We start from the raw sequence: 17,564 nt of genomic DNA, 5'->3' as shown, positions 1-17,564 counted from the left end.
GTGTTAATACTGAATGAATCCGACTAGGTTATCAACAATATGTTGACAAGGAGTTAGCCATGTCGCGTTTGTCCCTTTGGTCAATCACAACGTCATGCAGTGCATTATTATTTACCTTTGCTACAATTTTTCCGGTCAGCCAAGCAAACGCCGATAGCATGAGCGCGTTGATTGCGCAAAAGTCTGCCCAGACTGATTATAGTGCCCGTTATACGCCAGCGTATACCGCTGTTCCTTCAGCCAGAATCACCACGCGCTCTACCATTCAACGTGCTGGCAACGCTACTGATTCTCGCTCAAATGCGGGCAGTGTAGAGCCAAGTTATTCTACTCATAGCGCTTCTAATAACAGTTATTCTAATAACCCATATTCGAATCAAAATATCAGTAATGCTCAGACTGGTTATCGCTATCCAGAAGTACAACGTCAAGCACCGTCCGTTCTACCCGCATTTTTATCCGGCAGTTATGATAATGTCGACAGCGAATATTTACCCTTACTAAGCAATGCTGAAACACAAAGCAGTCGAGCGGCGCGTGAGGTTATTAGTACCGCGCGAAAGATGGCGCTCAATGAGCGTACGATTATTAAAGGGGGCTGCTGGGACTATTTAAATGCTGTATTTAACCGGGCAGGGGTAACTCGTAATACCATCCATAAAGGTACGTACGGTCAGGGTCCTTACGCCAATACCAGCGAGATTGAAGTTGGCGATTGGCTCTATTATATCAATCATGGCTACAATGGCGTCGAGCATAGCGGGCTGTTTGTCGGCTGGGTTGATGAGCGTGCCAAGCAAGCATTGATACTCAGCTATGCGGGTGAAAACCGCCGTGAACCTGCACGCTATCGTGTTTATGATTTAAGCAATGTTTATCAAATCATGCGCCCAAACGTTTAATTAGATTGTCAAGATATAAAAAAGCGTCCGTTACTTATTAGAGTAACGGACGCTTTTTTATGGGTCTCAGCATAAAGACGAAGAACACTTTTAAATTAAATGAGCATTACCATTCATGATTTTTAGAAGGGTTTTACCACCACTAAAATTACGATAAATATCAACGCAAATACCGGTACTTCGTTAAACCAGCGCCAAAATTTATGCGATTTATAATGCGGGTTATCAATGAGCTTTTTACGATAAAATCCGCAGGCGCCATGATAACCAGACAACAGTACCACTAATAATAGCTTTGCGTGTAGCCAGCCTTGGATTTTATAAACATCCCAGCCCAACCCCAGCATCCATAAACCAAATATCCAAGTGGCTATCATCGATGGCGTCATGATACCGCGATAGAGCTTGCGCTCCATAATAGCAAAGCGCTCATGGCTGATGCTATCGTCGCTCATTGCATGATAAACAAATAAGCGCGGTAAATAAAATATCGCCGCAAACCAGCACACCATAGAAATAATGTGTGCCGCTTTAATCCAATTAAAATAGTCTGCCATCTTACTCTCTCTTACTTTTTAATATTTATATACAAGGCTTAATGATGCACAATGCTCAATAATGTCGCCAGGTCTAGCGCAGATGACGCGATAATGGTAGCGGCACACACTTCAACTACTCTGCTAAGACGACTTGCGATTGATGACCGCTCATGGCGTCCATGACAGACACTTGCTTTGGGGCTCGTGGCGCCGCAAATTGCTTGGTTAAGCCAAGCTCGCGCATCAGTCTATCATCACCTGATTGGCTGGCATTACCGGTAGTCAAAAGCTTATCACCATAAAAGAACGAATTTGCCCCTGCCATAAATGCCAGCGCTTGCTCAGCATCAGATAAGCTTTCGCGTCCAGCAGATAAGCGCACATAGCTACTTGGACAGCAAATACGCGTTACAGCAATGGTCCGTATCCATTCAAGGACGGGCAGTTGTCCTTCTGCTAAAACTTTGTCGCCGATGGGTGTACCTTGAATGGGCACCAGCAGATTGACCGGAATCGACTCGGGCGCTTTGGGCATTTTCAGCAGTTCATGGACCCAGTCAATGCGGTCATCACGGCTTTCACCCATGCCAACAATGTTACCGCTACAAACATTGATACCTGAGTTGCGTACGTTTGCAATGGTATCTAGGCGCTCATCATAACTGCGCGTACTGACCACTTGCTCATAGTAACTTCTCGAGGTATCGAGATTATGATTGTAATAATCCAATCCTGCATCTGCTAATTGTGCCGCTTGCTGCGTATCTAACATACCAAGGGTCATGCAGGTTTCAAGCCCCAACGCTTTGACTTCTTTGACCAGCTCAACCACGTAAGGCATATCTTTGGCACTTGGGTGTTTCCACGCCGCTCCCATACAAAAACGCGATGAGCCTGTGGCCTTGGCACGTTTGGCGGCGGCAAGGACTTTATCAACTTCGATACGTTTTTCTGCTTGTAGCTTAGTAGTATCGCGGTGATGACCAGATTGCGAGCAATAACCGCAGTCTTCTGGGCAGTTACCCGTCTTTATTGACAGTAAGGTGCTGATTTGTACTTCATTCGCGGTAAAGTGTTGGCGGTGTATCGTTTGCGCATGCAGCAATAAGTCCATCAATGGCAAATCAAACAACTGAGCAATCTGTTCACGGCTGTATTTTTTTTCTTGGTTTTTAGCCGCGTCAGTTGCCAAGGTTGCTAAAAAGTCGTCGTTATGAGTGGCGCTAGGCTCTGTAATATTGAGCAGTGCTGACATAATATAATTCCTTTTACTAGGGTATTAGGTAAGAACGTAGAAGAGATACGTAAGTTATCGTTCTTTTATTTTGATAGGGTTATCAAGAGAAACTACAATAAAAAAAGGCTGCGCTATAGTATAACGCAACCTTTTTAGAAAATCAGAGTCTGTTAAATAATCATCTGGCTGTAGATAACCATCAGTTACTTGACTGGGTCACTTACTTAATTATTTACCCAATTTATGCTTAGCAACACCGATCCAATGATTGGCAAACTGCTGCGCTTTATAAGCATAAGGTTTGGCTTGCTGAACATAAGGTTTGTACTGTTCAGGAACGGCTGGTACGATGTGTTTAGCAAGCTTGTTAAACCACATCATAAGGCTATAGTCGCCCTCGATACTTAGATTGCCTTCTTGCACAGCAGTCATAAAAGCAGGAAGACTGCCTTTGGTCAATAGCTTCACGCCCCTCATTGAATCTTTGAAGTTAATCGTCAAATCAGCGTCTTTGGCATGACCGCTATGTTGACTAAATTGACCGTTATCAAAGCTATAATAGCGCGCAATATCCGCCTCAGTGCTGGCAAGCTCGATAATGACTTTACGATCAGCAAACAGCGCTTTGACATCTTCATCATCACTATCTGCGAGCATCGACAAACGATAACCAATCACCGCCAATAAAACATCTAACGGATCAGACTTAATATCTAATACAGGAACAGTAAACATAATCAACTCCTAAGAATGGGACGCAAAATAATGCGTACTTTATAACAATTTTTAAGACAAATATATAATTAGATTATAAACGATTGAACGAATGATAAGTTTCCATTCTTTAGGAGTTACGTAGAGTGCCTTAAGTATCTTGTAACATTCGATGACGGGACTGCGGTTGGGACAAACTCACTGAGCTACTGAAAGCGCGGCTGATAGTCATCATCATAAACAGGCGTATGTTCGATGTAGCGGGCAGCATGAAGCTGACGCTGTTTATGGACGGTACGACTGACGTCTTCGTAACGCAGCGCTCGATAGAGCACCCAAACGCTTAAAGGTAGCCAACTGATACCTATAGCAGTCACGTAATTGTGCCACTCTGACAATACAAGCCAATGCGTTAATAAACTGTGGATTGTTTCAACAGCTAACCAATACCCCATGCCACCGAGTAAATACCACAGTAGCCAGCGCTGCGACGATAAAACAAGTGCCAGCACCAATCCCATCAGCATGCCAGTACCCAGAATGGCGCCTGTGCTCCATGTCTCACTCGTAAAAGTAGAAAATATCGTTAATAACATTGTTCATCTCGCTCTTTATCAGGTGAATTCCAACAGGGTCATTATGGAAGTTTGCGACCTAAAGCTAAAGAGGGAAGCGACGACTTTGCGACAACCGCTGACGTTTGGTTTTTTTAAATCATATTCAAAAAACCCTGCGTAATTTTCGTTTTTTAAGCAAATAAAAAAGCGCCTCAATCGTAGGCGCTTTTTTGGACTTAATGTATTTTTTAACGTAGATTTAGCTTTAAGGACGAACGCCGCGGCGCCCCCACCATGATAAGGCCGTGACCAAAACAGCGCCTAACAGCATCAAGCTTAAAGTCGTCAGCCAATGAGCGCCAGTAGGATATTGCCATGGCATGACGTTACTGATAGCAGCGCTATTCAACGTTCCTAGCGCATCGGTTTTCCATGGCCAAACTTTCACCAGCGAACCGGCGATAAAACCTGTTAACAAAGCGAGCGTTGCTTGATAATAGCGTGATAACAACCATTTGAGCATACGCGTAAATAATAATAATCCCGTTGCCATACCAGCAATAACGGTAAAAATAATACTAAAGTTCAGCGTATGGACAGCTTCGAGTACCGAATTATAGGCGCCCATCAACAATAGAATAAATGAGCCTGAAATTCCGGGTAATATCATCGCACAAATGGCAATCGCGCCCGCAAGAAACAAATAAGGCAAACTTGGCGCGGTGGTCAATAACGGCAAGCTACTGATGACGACCGCGCTACCAGCTCCCAATAAAAATAATACGACACGTCCTATATTCCAACGTGTAATTTCAGTTAATAAGATAAAGACGGTGGCTACCACCAAACCAAAAAAGAATGACCAAATCAGTAAAGGTTGATGGTCGAGTAGGTGCTTAATGAATCCAGCTAACGTAGCAAAACTGGTGGCGATGCCAAGTAACAGGCACACTAAAAAAGTGGCATCGACTTGCTTCCATACGGCGACCAAGCCTTTAAGCCCGCCTTGTTGACGAAATATTTGCCAAAGATTGGGCCCTACGCTACTCAAGGCATTAATCAGGCGCTCGTAAATCCCTGCAATTAGGGCAATCGTGCCGCCAGAAACACCGGGAACAATGTCCGCCGCGCCCATGGCAATGCCTTTGGCATAGACGCCAAATAGCTGCTTTGGGCTGTCATTATAAATAGGGGTGCTTTCTTGGGATAAAGACGCATTATCTAGAGGAGTGGAAGATGACGGCGCATCTGGCCGCGGTGATTGTGATGCCGTCATGGACAGTCCTTTTTTATTTAACAAGATAAAAGTAAGATGAATAGGGTAAAAGAGATGTAGATATAAAAAAGCTTCAACCATAAAAGCTAGGCTAAAGACAAATCCTTAACCTAGCTAATTTTTTAGAATGGTTAAGCGTTATTTAGTGCGAGCAAAAGCGGGATAGCCAAGCGCATAAAGCACGCCTTCAAGCCCTGTAACATTGACGGCAGCGTCTGCACGTGCTTGCACGATGGGTTTGGCATTAAACGCCACGCCCAAATCCGCTAGTGCCATCATTGGCAAATCATTGGCACCATCGCCGACGCAAACCACTTGCGACATATGAATACCCAAGCGCTCGGCGGTATGTTCAGCAATCGCTGCTTTTTTGGCGCCATTGACAATAGGTAGTTGCACGTGTCCGGTGACCTCGCCGTCTTCGATATCTAACGCATTGGCATAGACTTCATCAATGCCTAATTGTTCGGCAATATAACGAGCAAAATAGGTAAAGCCGCCTGAGACTAGAACTGTATGATAACCCAGAGCTTTAAGGGCGCTGATAGTAGTAAGCGCGCCTGCAGATAAGGTTAAACGGCTGCAAATATCATCAAGCACATCGGTCGATATGCCTTTTAATAACGCCACGCGCTGGGCAAAAGATTCATCAAAATCTATCTCACCACGCATCGCCGCTTCGGTAATGGCTTCGACTTGCTCGCCAATGCCAGCGGTTTTTGCCAACTCAACGATGACTTCTTGTTCAATCAACGTCGAATCCATATCAAAACAGGCCAGTTTATGGGTACGTAACATGTGACCGACTGACAAGATATGACAGTCGACGATATCTAGGCTATCGCTACTCATGGTGCTTTGCGAGTTTTTATAATCTTCAGTTAATTCGTGACGTAAACGCGTCGTCAATTGATCATCAATAATGTGCGCCGCTGCCGTCTTTTTAGCGGGATGCATCAAAGTATCAGTAACGGGTACCAACAAATAGCGATAAACTTGCACATCAATAAATGAGCGCTTGGCAAATGGCTGTGTGGTGTCTATATCAGCAATCTCAATATCGATAAAATTGGCGTCAGCATCTTCTGCGACGGTGACCAGATGCCAGTTTGGCTGCTCATCGGCCCATGACTGCACATATTGATGGATGTCGAGCGAAGATACATGCGTAGGCAATACCACAATCAATGCAAAAACGGGCAAGGATTGCAGCGCATCAAAATCTTGCAGATTCGTACCCGCAGGCAATAATGAAGCTACAGAATCGACGGCTTGTTGCCAGGCTTTGCTGTCTTTTGGTAACGAGTAAGATGTATTTTTTTGCATCGCTCAATTGTCCCTTGTATGCTGATATAAGATTAGGAATAATAACAGCTTTACTGGGCAGCGCCTATAGATGAGGTACAAAGTCTCACAGGCTGACAAAAACGCTTATCATGACCAAATATCGCCGCCGCATAAACGAAAATTATTACAATAAATTTATGGTTTTTGCTAACGCCATAACGCTTACTATGGTGATATAGTAGAGAAAATAAGCGGGGGATTTGTCGATAAATGCGTGAGCCAAACATACTTGCACAACAAATCTCCTGTACGATGGCAAGGTGCCACAAATGGTATTTGCTTAAGTGCTATTTATTTAAATACTATATTGTTCAAATACTATTTATTAAGTGCTGTGGTAGTAAATGAAGTAAAGAAAAACAGATAGTCAAATTAATAACTGCATACTCTTCCAGAAAATGAGCCATAGCCTCGTTTTTTTCATTCCATTTATCCAAAAAAGTTTACCATATCATGACGTATTTAGCGCCGCGGCAAGGGTTGTTTGCCATTATTATTCTGGTTAGTTTTTGTTTGCAGACTCTACTATTGGTCATCAGTACCGATCAGCAGCTGAGCAATAGCCGTGCCCAAAAGGGCGAGCAAATGGTCACCCAGCTCATCGATGAGGCGCGCTTGTCTTTAGAAAATAAAGACCGCGTCAGCTTAAGTGTCATTGCCAATCGTTATACCAGCGAGCAGGATGTGGCCCGTATACTGATTAAAGACAATAATGGCGATGTCTTGGTGCCAGTTGGTAATGCGCCGATGCAACAAGGCGATACAATTAACCAAATCGCCACCAAAGGCGATGCAGTCATCGGCAGTGTGGCCTTGACGCTAAAAGACATTAGCAAGGGTGAAATTATTGCCATGCAATGGCCGTTTGTGATCGGCTCAATGCTGCTGCATTTATTGCTTTGGCTGATTTATGGTTATATTGCGCGACCAACCAGAGAGCAAATCAATGCGCTAAGCCGTGACATTCAAGACCTGCATCGCGAGCACTATAGACAACTCGACCAGCGCGGTTATGAGCGTGAATTTGAGCGCAACCTTGAGCGTGGTGATGAAATAGAATCTGGTTCAGCAGTTTTTGCTAGCGCCGCTAATGGAGCGGCAAATGCTACCAACCGCAATCCAAATACCGATAAATTGGATCTACCACGAAAACTGGATATTCATAGTGCGGTAAATCAGTACGTTAGAGGGCAGCAAGGTCAAAATGCTGAGCTTGATGCGACGCATGACACAACTGAAAACGATAAGAGTAATGATGGCGCAGACGGCCTCCACGACGAAGTGACCGCTGCTAATGCTAACGGCAAAAATGGTAGCCATAAATCTAATAGTGCAGCGCGATTGTCCGCCACCCGCCCATTTGATAGTGTCAGCGTGCAGATTGTCTTTCACGACGAATTTAATATGCTCGAGCGCCTGGCGCCATCTCAGCGCCTGCCTTATTTGGCATTGTGTACCCAGCTATTAAATCAAGCGGTCACTGAGTTACTTAAGCAGCCTTTATTGCTTGGGGTGAGCACGATCAATGAGCCACGCTTTGATGAAAGTGGTGCTTATGTCATGCTAAAAGCAGACAATAGCCACGCCAAAGTTGCCTTAGCAGGGGTGATGCTCGGTAAGCTGTATCTCATGCTCAATAAAATCATTCACGATAAGCATATCGAATTATCAAGATTTGCCCTGCCAGCAAAAGCTGGCGTCAGCGACAATGCGCAAGTCGAGGCGATGAGTCATCTATTAGAGAGCGTCGGTAAAAAAGAGCAAATGCTTATTTTGTTACCCAATGCAGGGATTAAACAAATCAATCATCATGTTCAACTCCAAAGTGTTATGCGCCCGACGACCGTTTATGAGCGCGAATGTGCGATATTTGATGGCGGTAATGACGCCATGATTCAACGTCTGGCAGATGTGCGTAATGCAGTATTGATGATTGAAGAGACAGAAGAGCAGGGGTAAATTGCCACTTTAAATTTATATGAATCTCTACAATTGCCTGTACGATAGTGGCTTGTGTGCTTATTAGCTTTTTGTATAACGTTGTCATAGTGATAAAAAGGATTGACAACGCTAGGTAGAGACTTTATAAGGCATATATATATTTATGTATTTTTAATACCCTTGCTGAAAAATAATAGGAGTTTGTCATGAGTGACGCTGATATTGATGACGATTTTGATGATGATTTTGTCGATGATGACGATGCCAAGATGGTGGAAGAGGCCGAAACCAGTGTGCGTACACGCTTAAGTAGCCTTGAGAAACGTCGCTTAATTGATAATTTGTTAGAAGAAAAACGTTTAGAAAAAGAGCTCAAAGACGATCTTGATGACATCGATAATTTTGATGAAGATGGCGATGACTGGGATGATGACGATATTTAAGTCGTCATTTTCGCTTTAATGTTATCGCTTAATAACGAAGCGAAGTAGATAAAATTGCTGATTGTTAGCCAAAAGTTGTTAACTTGTTAAACGGATTAACCATCATCATATCGTGTGTATTGTGCTAAGCTGATTGTCAGGGTTTTTGATAACATTGGGTTGTTAAAGGTGATGAGGCAATCAGCGTTTTTTAAGCTGCCCGTTTTATAAAAGTGTTTCGGACTGACTTTCCCAGTTGAGACAGTTTTAACCCCTTTTTATCTTTATCCTAAGACTTCCTGTTCTCTTATATGACATCCCTTATTTATTGCGTCTGACGTAATCTATCTGCCAAGGACTCCACACTATGAATAACCCACTCAGTTTTGATGAATTATTAGACTATTTGGACAATGATAACAGCCCGTTTGTGCTTGATAGTGTTGCCACGCATGGTTTCTTGACCGCGACAGTTATTGGTCGTCCGTTGCCAAATTGGCTAGATGCACTGTTTGAAGGCCATACCAGTGACATTCCTGAAAACGTGATTGACGGTATTCAGCGCTGGCGCGACTCAATCATGGCTGAGCTAAAAAATGAAACGCCGATTGAGCTACCCTTTGGTGAAGATGCGGGTGATGAAGAAGTGGCGGTCGATTTTTCAGAAGAGTCTGATATTGTTGCTTGGTCGATTGGTTTTGTCGATGCGATGTATGGCGATGAAGCCAGTGATTGGTTTGAAGATGAAGAAACGGCAGAAGATGTGGCGGTCTTAACCTTACCCATGATTGTGCTAAGCGGTATCGATGATGAAGATCCTGAGCTTGCCGAAATGCGCGCTGATGAAGATAAAATGGCGCAAATGGCCAATAGCATCGAAGGCAATTTGACCGAGCTGTTTTTATTGTTTCATACCAATGACTAGCAGGGTTTGTTTCAACAATATTGATTGTTTATTATTCATTGAAACCATAAATGTTCATTGAACCCATATAAGTCAACGATAAGGCTGTACCATGACTGTGCAACTTTCCAATCTTGAGCACTTACCCAACTATCAGATTACCGAGCGCTTAGACGTCGTGTATGGCAGCACTGTGCGCTCAAAACATGTGGGTAAAGACTTGTTTGCTGGACTCAAAAACATCGTTGGTGGTGAGCTGACTGCCTACACTGAGCTGCTAGAAGAGTCACGCCAAGAAGCGATCGATCGTATGGTCATCAAAGCAGAAGCCTTAGGTGCTGATGCCGTGGTAGGTCTGCGGTTTTCGACTTCGAGCATTGCCCAAGGCGCTTCTGAGCTGTTTGTCTATGGTACCGCGGTTAAAGCCGTGCCCATGCCGCAGCAGTCCATCTCTTCGCCGTCATCTCATCAACCGCCAAGCAATCCTTCTGGTCCTACGGGTTTGCAAAATCATGACCAAGCAGCGCCGCAGAACCCAACCGCCAACGCTGATGATTTGCCACGTTTCAATCCTTTTGGTTAATTAACCAGCAAAAAAAGCAGTAACGCTTTTTGACGCTCGAGACGGTTCATGAATAATTCTCTCACCCAAATGCTCATCAACTACGCGCCGCTTCTGGTGTTGTTTGTAGTCGGCTGGTTTTTTGGCTCACGGCATGAGCGTCAGCACTTGGCACAATTGAAAATCGCAGAAAAAGAGCTTGGTCATATTGTTGTATCGACGGAGCGCTTTTATGTTCCTAAACTTGCGGCTCATACTGAAGGTGAGTTGGTCTTGGGCAGCGTGGTGATTGCGCAAGATTATTTTAAAATGGTCATTGCCCGCGTTTTAAGCATCTTTGGTAAAAACCTCACCACTTATGAAACCTTGCTAGATCGCGCTCGGCGTGAAGCAATGGTACGCATGCGCACCCAAGCACAGGCGAAAGGCTATAACCATATCTATGGCGTTCGGTTTGAAGTCAGTAATATCAATCAATTGGGCAGTATGGTCGAAGCCATTGCTTACGGTACAGCCGTCCATAGTCGTGAAGATTCTAATAAAGCCTTAATCCTTTAAAATCATTTAACCAGAACCATTCAAAAGCTATTTATCTAACTTCACACCACTTATAAAACCTCTCGTGAATTCCCTTATTTACCCTGACTAAAGCCCTTTTTATTTCTGTTCAATCCCTGCCTTCTGTACTTGACTGATGAGTCGTTGAATAAAACAAATGTATATGACTTTTGCGCTATATACTCTCTCTATCGTTTGTTACTCATTAGCGACGGTTAACCACATTATGCTATAAATTCTCTCATAAAAAGCCATAACAGCAATAGTATAAAAAACGAGTGATGTCCGTTAATTCTAAGTACGAGCGGGTATTAACCAGTATTAGCAAGGAGTGCTAATCAGGCATCAATCGATCATTATAAATTGGCCTAGCAATGGGTCTTATCTACAGGGATGTCATTATGGAAAGTTTGGCACTAGTCACTTTAGTAAACTCAGTTATTATTCCCATTTGTCTATTTTTCATTATGATGGGCATGGGATTGACCCTCGTCACCAATGATTTTAAGCGCGTGTTAAAATTCCCAAAAGCCGTCGGTATTGGCTTGACCAATCAATTGATACTGTTGCCGATAATTGGCTTTGCTTTAGCTAATATTATGCCACTACGCCCAGAGTATGCCGTTGGGGTTATGCTTCTAGTCTTATGTCCGGGCGGCACCACGTCAAACTTATTTACTTATTTAGCCAAAGGCGATGTGGCGCTTTCGGTGACGATGACCGCGATTGCGAGCGTTATCACGGTATTTACCATTCCCATTGTGCTGAGCTTTTCATTGATTTATTTTATGGGCAGCCGAAGTGAGTTTGAGTTACCGGTATTAAAAACCGTACTTACCTTGGTGGTGCTGACGATTATTCCTATTAGTATTGGTATGCTGATTAAACGTTACGCGCCAACAGTCGCCGATCGCTCACAAGTGTATGTGTCTCGATTTGGGGTGATCTTCTTAACATTTTTGGTACTGTTTTTGAGCTATGTGCAAAGAGACATCATTGTCGATGCTTTTATCGCCACTGGTCCCGTATCAGTGTTATTGAACCTTTCAACCATGGCGCTTGGTTATTATAGTAGTAAATGGTTTGGTCTGAACTTGGCACAAAGAACTTCGGTGACGCTAGAAGTCGGGCTACAAAACAGCACCTTGTCGATATTTATGGCATTGACGCTGTTATCTAACTACAACATGTCGATGATGCCCGCCATTTATACCTTGGTAATGTTCTTAACGGCAGGGATTTTGGTACGCATATTTAGCGCACGGCATAATAAACTGAGAAAGTCTGAAATAGAAAGCAGTGTGTTAGCCGCGCGCATGCTTTAACGCTAATGATTTAGACAGACTTTAAGCATCTATAGCCAATTCAATATAAAAGTGGTTCATTTAAAATAGCGCTCTGCTGGAATAAATTTTCCTCGCTTGCTGTGTGCTTCGCACTCCAGAGGCTTCGAAAAATTTATTCCAGCAGTTCTATAACATTTCTAAATGGAATTTACTATATATCACTTGTTCATAAAATCCCACAACAGGTTTAAATGCTTAAAATCTGTTATAGGACAGGGGCGTTGCGTTTAAAAAGACGCGTTAAAACGGTATAACAGATTATTTTTAATAAGGACGGCGAGTGTTTATACGGCTGTTTATATTGTTTTCTTCATCTGCTTTATCTTTTGCGGTTTCTTCTTTTGCTTTGGCAATATCAAATAAGAATGTTCGATTTTTCAGTACCGCGACAAACACCACACCACCAATGGTATTTCCTACTAATATCACTATCAAAAACAGTAAATATCGTCCTAAGCTGACAGTATTGCCATAAAGCAAAGCAGAAAATATCTCAATATTACCGACGATACTATGATGTAATCCTAAAAAGCCAATACTGCCAGTAATCAACGTTACCAAAACGATGCGGCTAAGGGTGTCGCGTGCTGATGTCACAAGCCACGCGGTGACACCCATCATCCAACCTGCCAAGATGGCGCTACCAAATATCACCCACCACCTAAACCCTAAGATATGCTCGGCATAGGCATCGATGTCACTGACGCTAAACAGCTGCATATTTAAACCTAGTCCGATCATCAAAGCGGCAAATAAACAGCCACCAACGACGTTACCGGCGATGACAATGCCCCAAAGGCGTAGCAACTTATGTAACGGTTCGATTTTATTAAGTACAGGAAGGCTTAAAAGAGAGGTTTGTTCGGTAAATAATAGCGATTGACCGATGACCACAATAATGAAACCAATCGGATAAAGTAGAGAGGCAAGGACGATGGCATAATGACTGGGTAGCACGTCACTGAGAAGGGCAAATGCTGCTAAAATCATAAAAAAGCTGATGCCAATCTCAAGTCCAGCGGTAAAGGCACTGGTAAATAGCGACCCAAGCGAGCGCTCAAAAGTTTCTTTGGCGTCCATCACTTGCTCAACCAAGATACTGGCATAGCTTTTTGCTTGGCTTAAATTATCATCATTGGCAACTTTTTTAATGGTTTCTTTGTCTTCTTCGCTAATATCGTCAGAGAAATCTTCATCTTCTAAGTTTTCTGTCGCATCAGTGTCGCTGTCTTCTTTATCTTTAGCGTCCTGCTTTTTAACGTTGTTGTCTTCAGCATTGTATTTTGCGGCATTGTCTTTATGATAAGTGCCATCATCAATAGAGCGCTTATCGTCTCTTTTGTCAGCTTTAGAGTGATTGCTATTGTTATTGTTATGCTCGGTATCTTTGGACACAGTCAGCTCGCTGTTTATCTGATGATAATTTAGGTCTTTTTCTATTCTATCGTAAGAGCAGCGTTTATTGTGTTGAGTGTTCAGCCGATTACTGTTGTAAATTGACCGTTTCCGCTATTCAATCCTGATAAATTACCTTAGCATCTAACAAAATCTGGTCATCTGCGTTAAAATTACTCTACTAATTATCTTCCCTATTTTTCGTTATATTTGTTTGACTACTTTCCTTTTAATAAAAGACCATTCTATTATGAGTAATTCTGACGCCCCTACTAATACTAAAACCAACTTAACCGAATCTATTCAATCCGCATTAAGCCAGTTAGAGAACGCCTACAATCCAAGCGATGTCGAAGCGGGCATGTATCAAGGCTGGGAAGAAAGCGGTTATTTTAAGCCAAGTTTTGATAAAGACGAGTCATTTTCGATTGCCTTGCCGCCGCCAAACGTCACCGGTTCATTGCATATGGGCCACGGTTTTAACAATGCGATTATGGATGCGCTAACGCGTTATCACCGTATGGATGGTGATAATACGCTTTGGCAACCGGGCACCGATCATGCGGGTATCGCCACCCAAATGGTGGTTGAACGTCGTTTGGAGGCGCAAGGACTCAAGCGCCGTGACATGACTCGTGAAGATTTCGTCGATAAAGTGTGGGAGTGGAAAGAAGAGTCGGGCGGTAATATCACTAGCCAAATCCGTCGCCTAGGTAGCTCGGTCGATTGGTCGCGAGAGCGCTTTACCATGGATGATGGTCTGTCTAATGCGGTCAAAGAAGTGTTCGTACGTCTGTTCGATGATGGACTTATTTATCGTGGTAAGCGTCTGGTCAACTGGGATCCAAAGTTCCAAACGGCGCTGTCTGATTTAGAAGTAGAAAACGTCGATGAAAAAGGCAGCCTATGGCATTTTCGCTATCATTTCACTGACAAAGACTTGCTGACTCAAGACGGCAAAAACTATCTGGTCGTCGCGACCACACGCCCTGAGACTTTATTGGGTGATACCGCCGTCGCAGTCAATCCAAGCGATGAGCGTTATACGCATTTGATTGGTAAAACCATTACCTTGCCCATTACTAATCGCGTCGTACCTATCGTTGCTGATGACTATGTCGAAAAAGACTTTGGTACCGGCGTCGTTAAAATCACCCCAGCCCATGACTTTAATGACTATGAGCTTGGTCGTCGTCATAACTTGCCCCTTATCAACATACTTGATGAGCGCGCCAATATCTTACCTGCGATGGAAGTTTATCCGGATCTGCAAACGCGTGAGCCAGAGCTTGAGACAACACCAAGTGAATACGCTGGACTTGAGCGTTTTGCCGCGCGTAAGTTTTTAGTGGCGCAAGCAGGCGGGCAAGGCTGGCTAGAAGATATCGAAGACTATGCGCTAAAAGCGCCACGTGCTGAGCGTGGCGGTACGATCGTTGAGCCGTGGTTGACCGACCAATGGTACGTGGCAGTAAATAAACTTGCCAAACCAGCGATTGATGCAGTAGAGGATGGACGAATTGAATTCGTCCCTGCGCAATATAAAAACATGTATATGGCATGGATGACTGACTTACAAGATTGGTGTATCAGCCGTCAGTTATGGTGGGGTCATCGTATCCCTGCGTGGTATGACGACGCGACCGGCGAGATTTATGTTGCCCGTGATGAAGCCGAAGTTCGCACCAAATACAATCTAAGCGACGACGTCAAACTGCGCCAAGACGATGACGTACTTGATACGTGGTTTAGCTCAGGTCTTTGGACGTTTAGTACGCTTGATTGGGCCGACCCTAACGCTGATCCACGCGTGCTTGAAACCTTTCACCCGACCAGCGTCTTGGTCACCGGTTTTGACATTATTTTCTTTTGGGTTGCTCGCATGATCATGATGACCATGCACTTCGTGAAAAACGAAGACGGCACGCCGCAAGTACCGTTTAAGACCGTTTATGTGCATGGTCTGGTTCGTGATGGTAACGGTCAGAAAATGTCCAAATCTAAGGGTAACGTCTTAGATCCTATCGATTTGATCGATGGTATTGACTTGGAGACGCTGGTTGAAAAACGTACCAGCAATATGATGAATCCAAAAGATGCGGCGAAGATTGAGAAGCAAACCCGAAAAGAGTTCCCTGAAGGTATTCCTGCTTATGGCACCGATGCGCTGCGCTTTACCTTTACCTCCCTTGCTAGTACTGGCCGTGACATCAACTTTGATCTAAAACGTGTCGAAGGTTATCGTAACTTCTGTAATAAAATCTGGAACGCCAGCCGCTTTGTACTCATGAACTGTGTTGACAGCTCTGATGATGGGAAAGGGAAGGCGCTACCAATCGACCAGAGCGCCAATCCTGACGTTTGGGAATTACCAGAAAAATGGATTATGAGTCGCCTAAACTCGACGATTAGCAATATCCATCAGCATTTTACCCAATATCGTCTCGATATGGTCAGCCACGATATCTATGAATTTATCTGGAATGAATACTGCGATTGGTATGTTGAGCTTGCCAAAGCCAGCCTCAATGACGATTCGGTATCGAGCGAGCGTAAAGCGCAAATCCGCTATGTGCTGCTGCATGTGCTTGAGACTGCGCTACGCTTTAGCCATCCAATCATGCCATATCTGACCGAGCAAATCTGGCAGACGGTTGCGCCGCTACTGGGTCGTAAAAACACTGATAGCATCGTCGTTGCTGACTATCCACAAACCGATACTGCCCAAATCAGTGAGCAAACTGAAGCCGATATGGAGTGGCTACAAGAGCTTATCGCGAGCGTTCGTAATATCCGTGGTGAGATGAAATTGGGTAATGCGGTACGCTTGCCAGTGCTACTACAAAATATCTCTGCTGATGAAGATGCGCGCCTATCACGTATCAAAAACCAGTTTAAAGCGCTTGCCAAAGTCGAGAGCTTAGAGATCGTCAAAGAAGGTGATGAAGTGCCACTGTCATCATCAAGTATGGTTGGTCAGCTACGTGTACTCGTACCGATGAAAGGTCTGATTGACCCAACGGCTGAGCTGGCTCGTTTAGGTAAGTCATATGATAAGTTGAAAGGTCAAGCCGAAGGGATCGCCCGTAAGCTAGGTAATGAAGGCTTCATCAGTAAAGCGCCTGTAGAAGTAGTCGATGCTGAGAAGGCTAAACTGGCGGAGCTAGAAGGGCAGTTGACCGCGATGACAGCGCAAATGGAGCAGTTGAAGGCGTTGTAATGTTTTTAACTTAGACATGAAAAGCCACCTAATTAGGTGGCTTTTTTTATAATTGATTTAAATTTGGTCAGTAGTTTGAATTTCTGCTAATGTCATCTCATTAAATTTAATCATATATTAAGAGAGAATTAAGATGAATAATAAAATTATGAGAAGCGAAGCAGAAATTTTTGCTGACCTTGCTAAACTATGTAATTCCAAAGGTTATCTACATGCGATTGCATATTTTTGTTTTAGAGATAATGTCATAAGTGTCAATGACGAGGTTCGTAAAGAAGATATATTAAAACAGTATGGAGATAATCGACTTTTAAGAACTGAGATATCTACTTTAATTGGATTAGCATGTCTAAGCACGCTAGATTTGACAGTACCTCATCATGATGAAATTGAGAAGTATATTAACAAAACAGAAAGTCTGCTTCATGAGCTTCATGAGTCAATGAACCCTGCTGTAGAGGACATGTTTAAACTAGATGAAAAAAATCAATTAGTTCAGGAATTTAATCCGTTTCAGCAAGGTGTATTTCTTAGGGAGCCAATATTCTATGGTGGAGAGTCAGCTTATGATTTCCAGTATAGAGATTTATCAAGACTAAAATATAAGTCAGATGAAGATTGGATATAGTCAAGCCCACCTAAAA

16 protein-coding genes are annotated in these 17,564 nt (G+C 43.6%); 9 read left to right on the top strand and 7 right to left on the bottom strand.

Features of this window, described 5'->3' with window-relative positions:
- Positions 1-59 precede the first annotated feature (59 nt).
- The gene (locus tag B4K26_RS06590) at positions 60-902 is read left to right on the top strand and encodes a hypothetical protein (protein ID WP_296244298.1); all 843 of its coding nucleotides are present in this window, start codon (positions 60-62) and stop codon (positions 900-902) included.
- Positions 903-1,024: 122 nt separating this feature from the next.
- Here the strand turns inward: B4K26_RS06590 and hemJ are convergent, their stop codons facing one another.
- From hemJ to serB, 6 genes are all read right to left on the bottom strand, one after another.
- Complete coding sequence (hemJ, locus tag B4K26_RS06585) at positions 1,025-1,459, bottom strand: protoporphyrinogen oxidase HemJ (protein WP_296244297.1); 435 nt, start codon at positions 1,457-1,459, stop codon at positions 1,025-1,027.
- A gap of 115 nt (positions 1,460-1,574) precedes the next feature.
- On the bottom strand, positions 1,575-2,696 hold the full coding sequence (gene bioB / locus B4K26_RS06580; RefSeq protein ID WP_296244295.1) for a biotin synthase BioB: 1,122 nt from the start codon (positions 2,694-2,696) through the stop codon (positions 1,575-1,577).
- Between the two features lie 210 nt (positions 2,697-2,906).
- Positions 2,907-3,413, bottom strand: a complete 507-nt coding sequence (locus B4K26_RS06575) for a hypothetical protein (RefSeq protein ID WP_296244294.1) — start codon at positions 3,411-3,413, stop codon at positions 2,907-2,909.
- A gap of 185 nt (positions 3,414-3,598) precedes the next feature.
- Positions 3,599-3,988 (bottom strand): AciT family ciprofloxacin tolerance protein, encoded by a 390-nt coding sequence (gene aciT / locus B4K26_RS06570; protein WP_296244292.1) that lies wholly within the window; start codon positions 3,986-3,988, stop codon positions 3,599-3,601.
- Positions 3,989-4,214: 226 nt separating this feature from the next.
- Positions 4,215-5,225 carry a DUF368 domain-containing protein gene (locus tag B4K26_RS06565; RefSeq protein WP_296244290.1) on the bottom strand — a complete coding sequence of 337 codons (1,011 nt, stop codon included), beginning with the start codon at positions 5,223-5,225 and terminating at the stop codon, positions 4,215-4,217.
- Between the two features lie 138 nt (positions 5,226-5,363).
- Positions 5,364-6,551 (bottom strand): phosphoserine phosphatase SerB, encoded by a 1,188-nt coding sequence (gene serB / locus B4K26_RS06560; protein WP_296244288.1) that lies wholly within the window; start codon positions 6,549-6,551, stop codon positions 5,364-5,366.
- 474 nt (positions 6,552-7,025) lie between these two features.
- Between serB and B4K26_RS06555 the strand changes: the two genes are divergently transcribed.
- The 6 genes from B4K26_RS06555 to B4K26_RS06530 all read left to right on the top strand — a co-directional run bounded on the left by B4K26_RS06555 (position 7,026) and on the right by B4K26_RS06530 (position 12,284).
- Positions 7,026-8,531 (top strand): hypothetical protein, encoded by a 1,506-nt coding sequence (locus B4K26_RS06555; RefSeq protein WP_296244287.1) that lies wholly within the window; start codon positions 7,026-7,028, stop codon positions 8,529-8,531.
- Positions 8,532-8,719: 188 nt separating this feature from the next.
- Complete coding sequence (locus B4K26_RS06550) at positions 8,720-8,956, top strand: PA3496 family putative envelope integrity protein (protein ID WP_068403618.1); 237 nt, start codon at positions 8,720-8,722, stop codon at positions 8,954-8,956.
- 346 nt (positions 8,957-9,302) lie between these two features.
- Positions 9,303-9,860, top strand: coding sequence for a YecA family protein (locus tag B4K26_RS06545; RefSeq protein WP_296244286.1), 558 nt, complete (start codon positions 9,303-9,305; stop codon positions 9,858-9,860).
- 91 nt (positions 9,861-9,951) lie between these two features.
- Positions 9,952-10,422: a YbjQ family protein gene (locus B4K26_RS06540; protein WP_296244285.1), complete on the top strand. Its 471-nt coding sequence runs from the start codon at positions 9,952-9,954 to the stop codon at positions 10,420-10,422.
- 48 nt (positions 10,423-10,470) lie between these two features.
- On the top strand, positions 10,471-10,959 hold the full coding sequence (locus B4K26_RS06535; protein ID WP_296244284.1) for a YbjQ family protein: 489 nt from the start codon (positions 10,471-10,473) through the stop codon (positions 10,957-10,959).
- Between the two features lie 401 nt (positions 10,960-11,360).
- Entirely contained in the window at positions 11,361-12,284 is a 924-nt protein-coding gene (locus B4K26_RS06530; RefSeq protein WP_296244283.1) for a bile acid:sodium symporter family protein, read from the top strand.
- A gap of 285 nt (positions 12,285-12,569) precedes the next feature.
- Here B4K26_RS06530 and B4K26_RS06525 read toward each other — a convergent pair whose 3' ends face one another.
- Positions 12,570-13,700: a formate/nitrite transporter family protein gene (locus B4K26_RS06525; RefSeq protein WP_296244282.1), complete on the bottom strand. Its 1,131-nt coding sequence runs from the start codon at positions 13,698-13,700 to the stop codon at positions 12,570-12,572.
- A 250-nt stretch (positions 13,701-13,950) separates the two neighbouring features.
- Here B4K26_RS06525 and B4K26_RS06520 point away from each other — a divergent pair, with 250 nt between their 5' ends.
- Positions 13,951-16,920 carry a valine--tRNA ligase gene (locus tag B4K26_RS06520; protein WP_296244280.1) on the top strand — a complete coding sequence of 990 codons (2,970 nt, stop codon included), beginning with the start codon at positions 13,951-13,953 and terminating at the stop codon, positions 16,918-16,920.
- A 133-nt stretch (positions 16,921-17,053) separates the two neighbouring features.
- Positions 17,054-17,548 (top strand): hypothetical protein, encoded by a 495-nt coding sequence (locus tag B4K26_RS06515; RefSeq protein WP_296244278.1) that lies wholly within the window; start codon positions 17,054-17,056, stop codon positions 17,546-17,548.
- Positions 17,549-17,564: the final 16 nt, after the last annotated feature.

This window comes from Psychrobacter sp. UBA6766 (assembly GCF_002453355.1).
Classification (GTDB): Bacteria; Pseudomonadota; Gammaproteobacteria; order Pseudomonadales; family Moraxellaceae; genus Psychrobacter.
This window is presented reverse-complemented; position numbering and strand designations above follow the sequence as displayed.

Bases quoted from the DNA above. Each gene is read 5' to 3' on its own strand.
- B4K26_RS06515 (WP_296244278.1), top strand. From the start codon at position 17,054: ATGAATAATAAAATTATGAGAAGCGAAGCAGAAATTTTTGCTGACCTT.
- B4K26_RS06555 (WP_296244287.1), top strand. From the start codon at position 7,026: ATGACGTATTTAGCGCCGCGGCAAGGGTTGTTTGCCATTATTATTCTG.
- B4K26_RS06520 (WP_296244280.1), top strand. From the start codon at position 13,951: ATGAGTAATTCTGACGCCCCTACTAATACTAAAACCAACTTAACCGAA.
- hemJ (WP_296244297.1), bottom strand. From the start codon at position 1,459: ATGGCAGACTATTTTAATTGGATTAAAGCGGCACACATTATTTCTATG.
- B4K26_RS06565 (WP_296244290.1), bottom strand. From the start codon at position 5,225: ATGACGGCATCACAATCACCGCGGCCAGATGCGCCGTCATCTTCCACT.
- B4K26_RS06590 (WP_296244298.1), top strand. From the start codon at position 60: ATGTCGCGTTTGTCCCTTTGGTCAATCACAACGTCATGCAGTGCATTA.
- aciT (WP_296244292.1), bottom strand. From the start codon at position 3,988: ATGTTATTAACGATATTTTCTACTTTTACGAGTGAGACATGGAGCACA.
- serB (WP_296244288.1), bottom strand. From the start codon at position 6,551: ATGCAAAAAAATACATCTTACTCGTTACCAAAAGACAGCAAAGCCTGG.
- B4K26_RS06530 (WP_296244283.1), top strand. From the start codon at position 11,361: ATGGAAAGTTTGGCACTAGTCACTTTAGTAAACTCAGTTATTATTCCC.
- B4K26_RS06535 (WP_296244284.1), top strand. From the start codon at position 10,471: ATGAATAATTCTCTCACCCAAATGCTCATCAACTACGCGCCGCTTCTG.
- bioB (WP_296244295.1), bottom strand. From the start codon at position 2,696: ATGTCAGCACTGCTCAATATTACAGAGCCTAGCGCCACTCATAACGAC.
- B4K26_RS06540 (WP_296244285.1), top strand. From the start codon at position 9,952: ATGACTGTGCAACTTTCCAATCTTGAGCACTTACCCAACTATCAGATT.
- B4K26_RS06545 (WP_296244286.1), top strand. From the start codon at position 9,303: ATGAATAACCCACTCAGTTTTGATGAATTATTAGACTATTTGGACAAT.
- B4K26_RS06575 (WP_296244294.1), bottom strand. From the start codon at position 3,413: ATGTTTACTGTTCCTGTATTAGATATTAAGTCTGATCCGTTAGATGTT.
- B4K26_RS06550 (WP_068403618.1), top strand. From the start codon at position 8,720: ATGAGTGACGCTGATATTGATGACGATTTTGATGATGATTTTGTCGAT.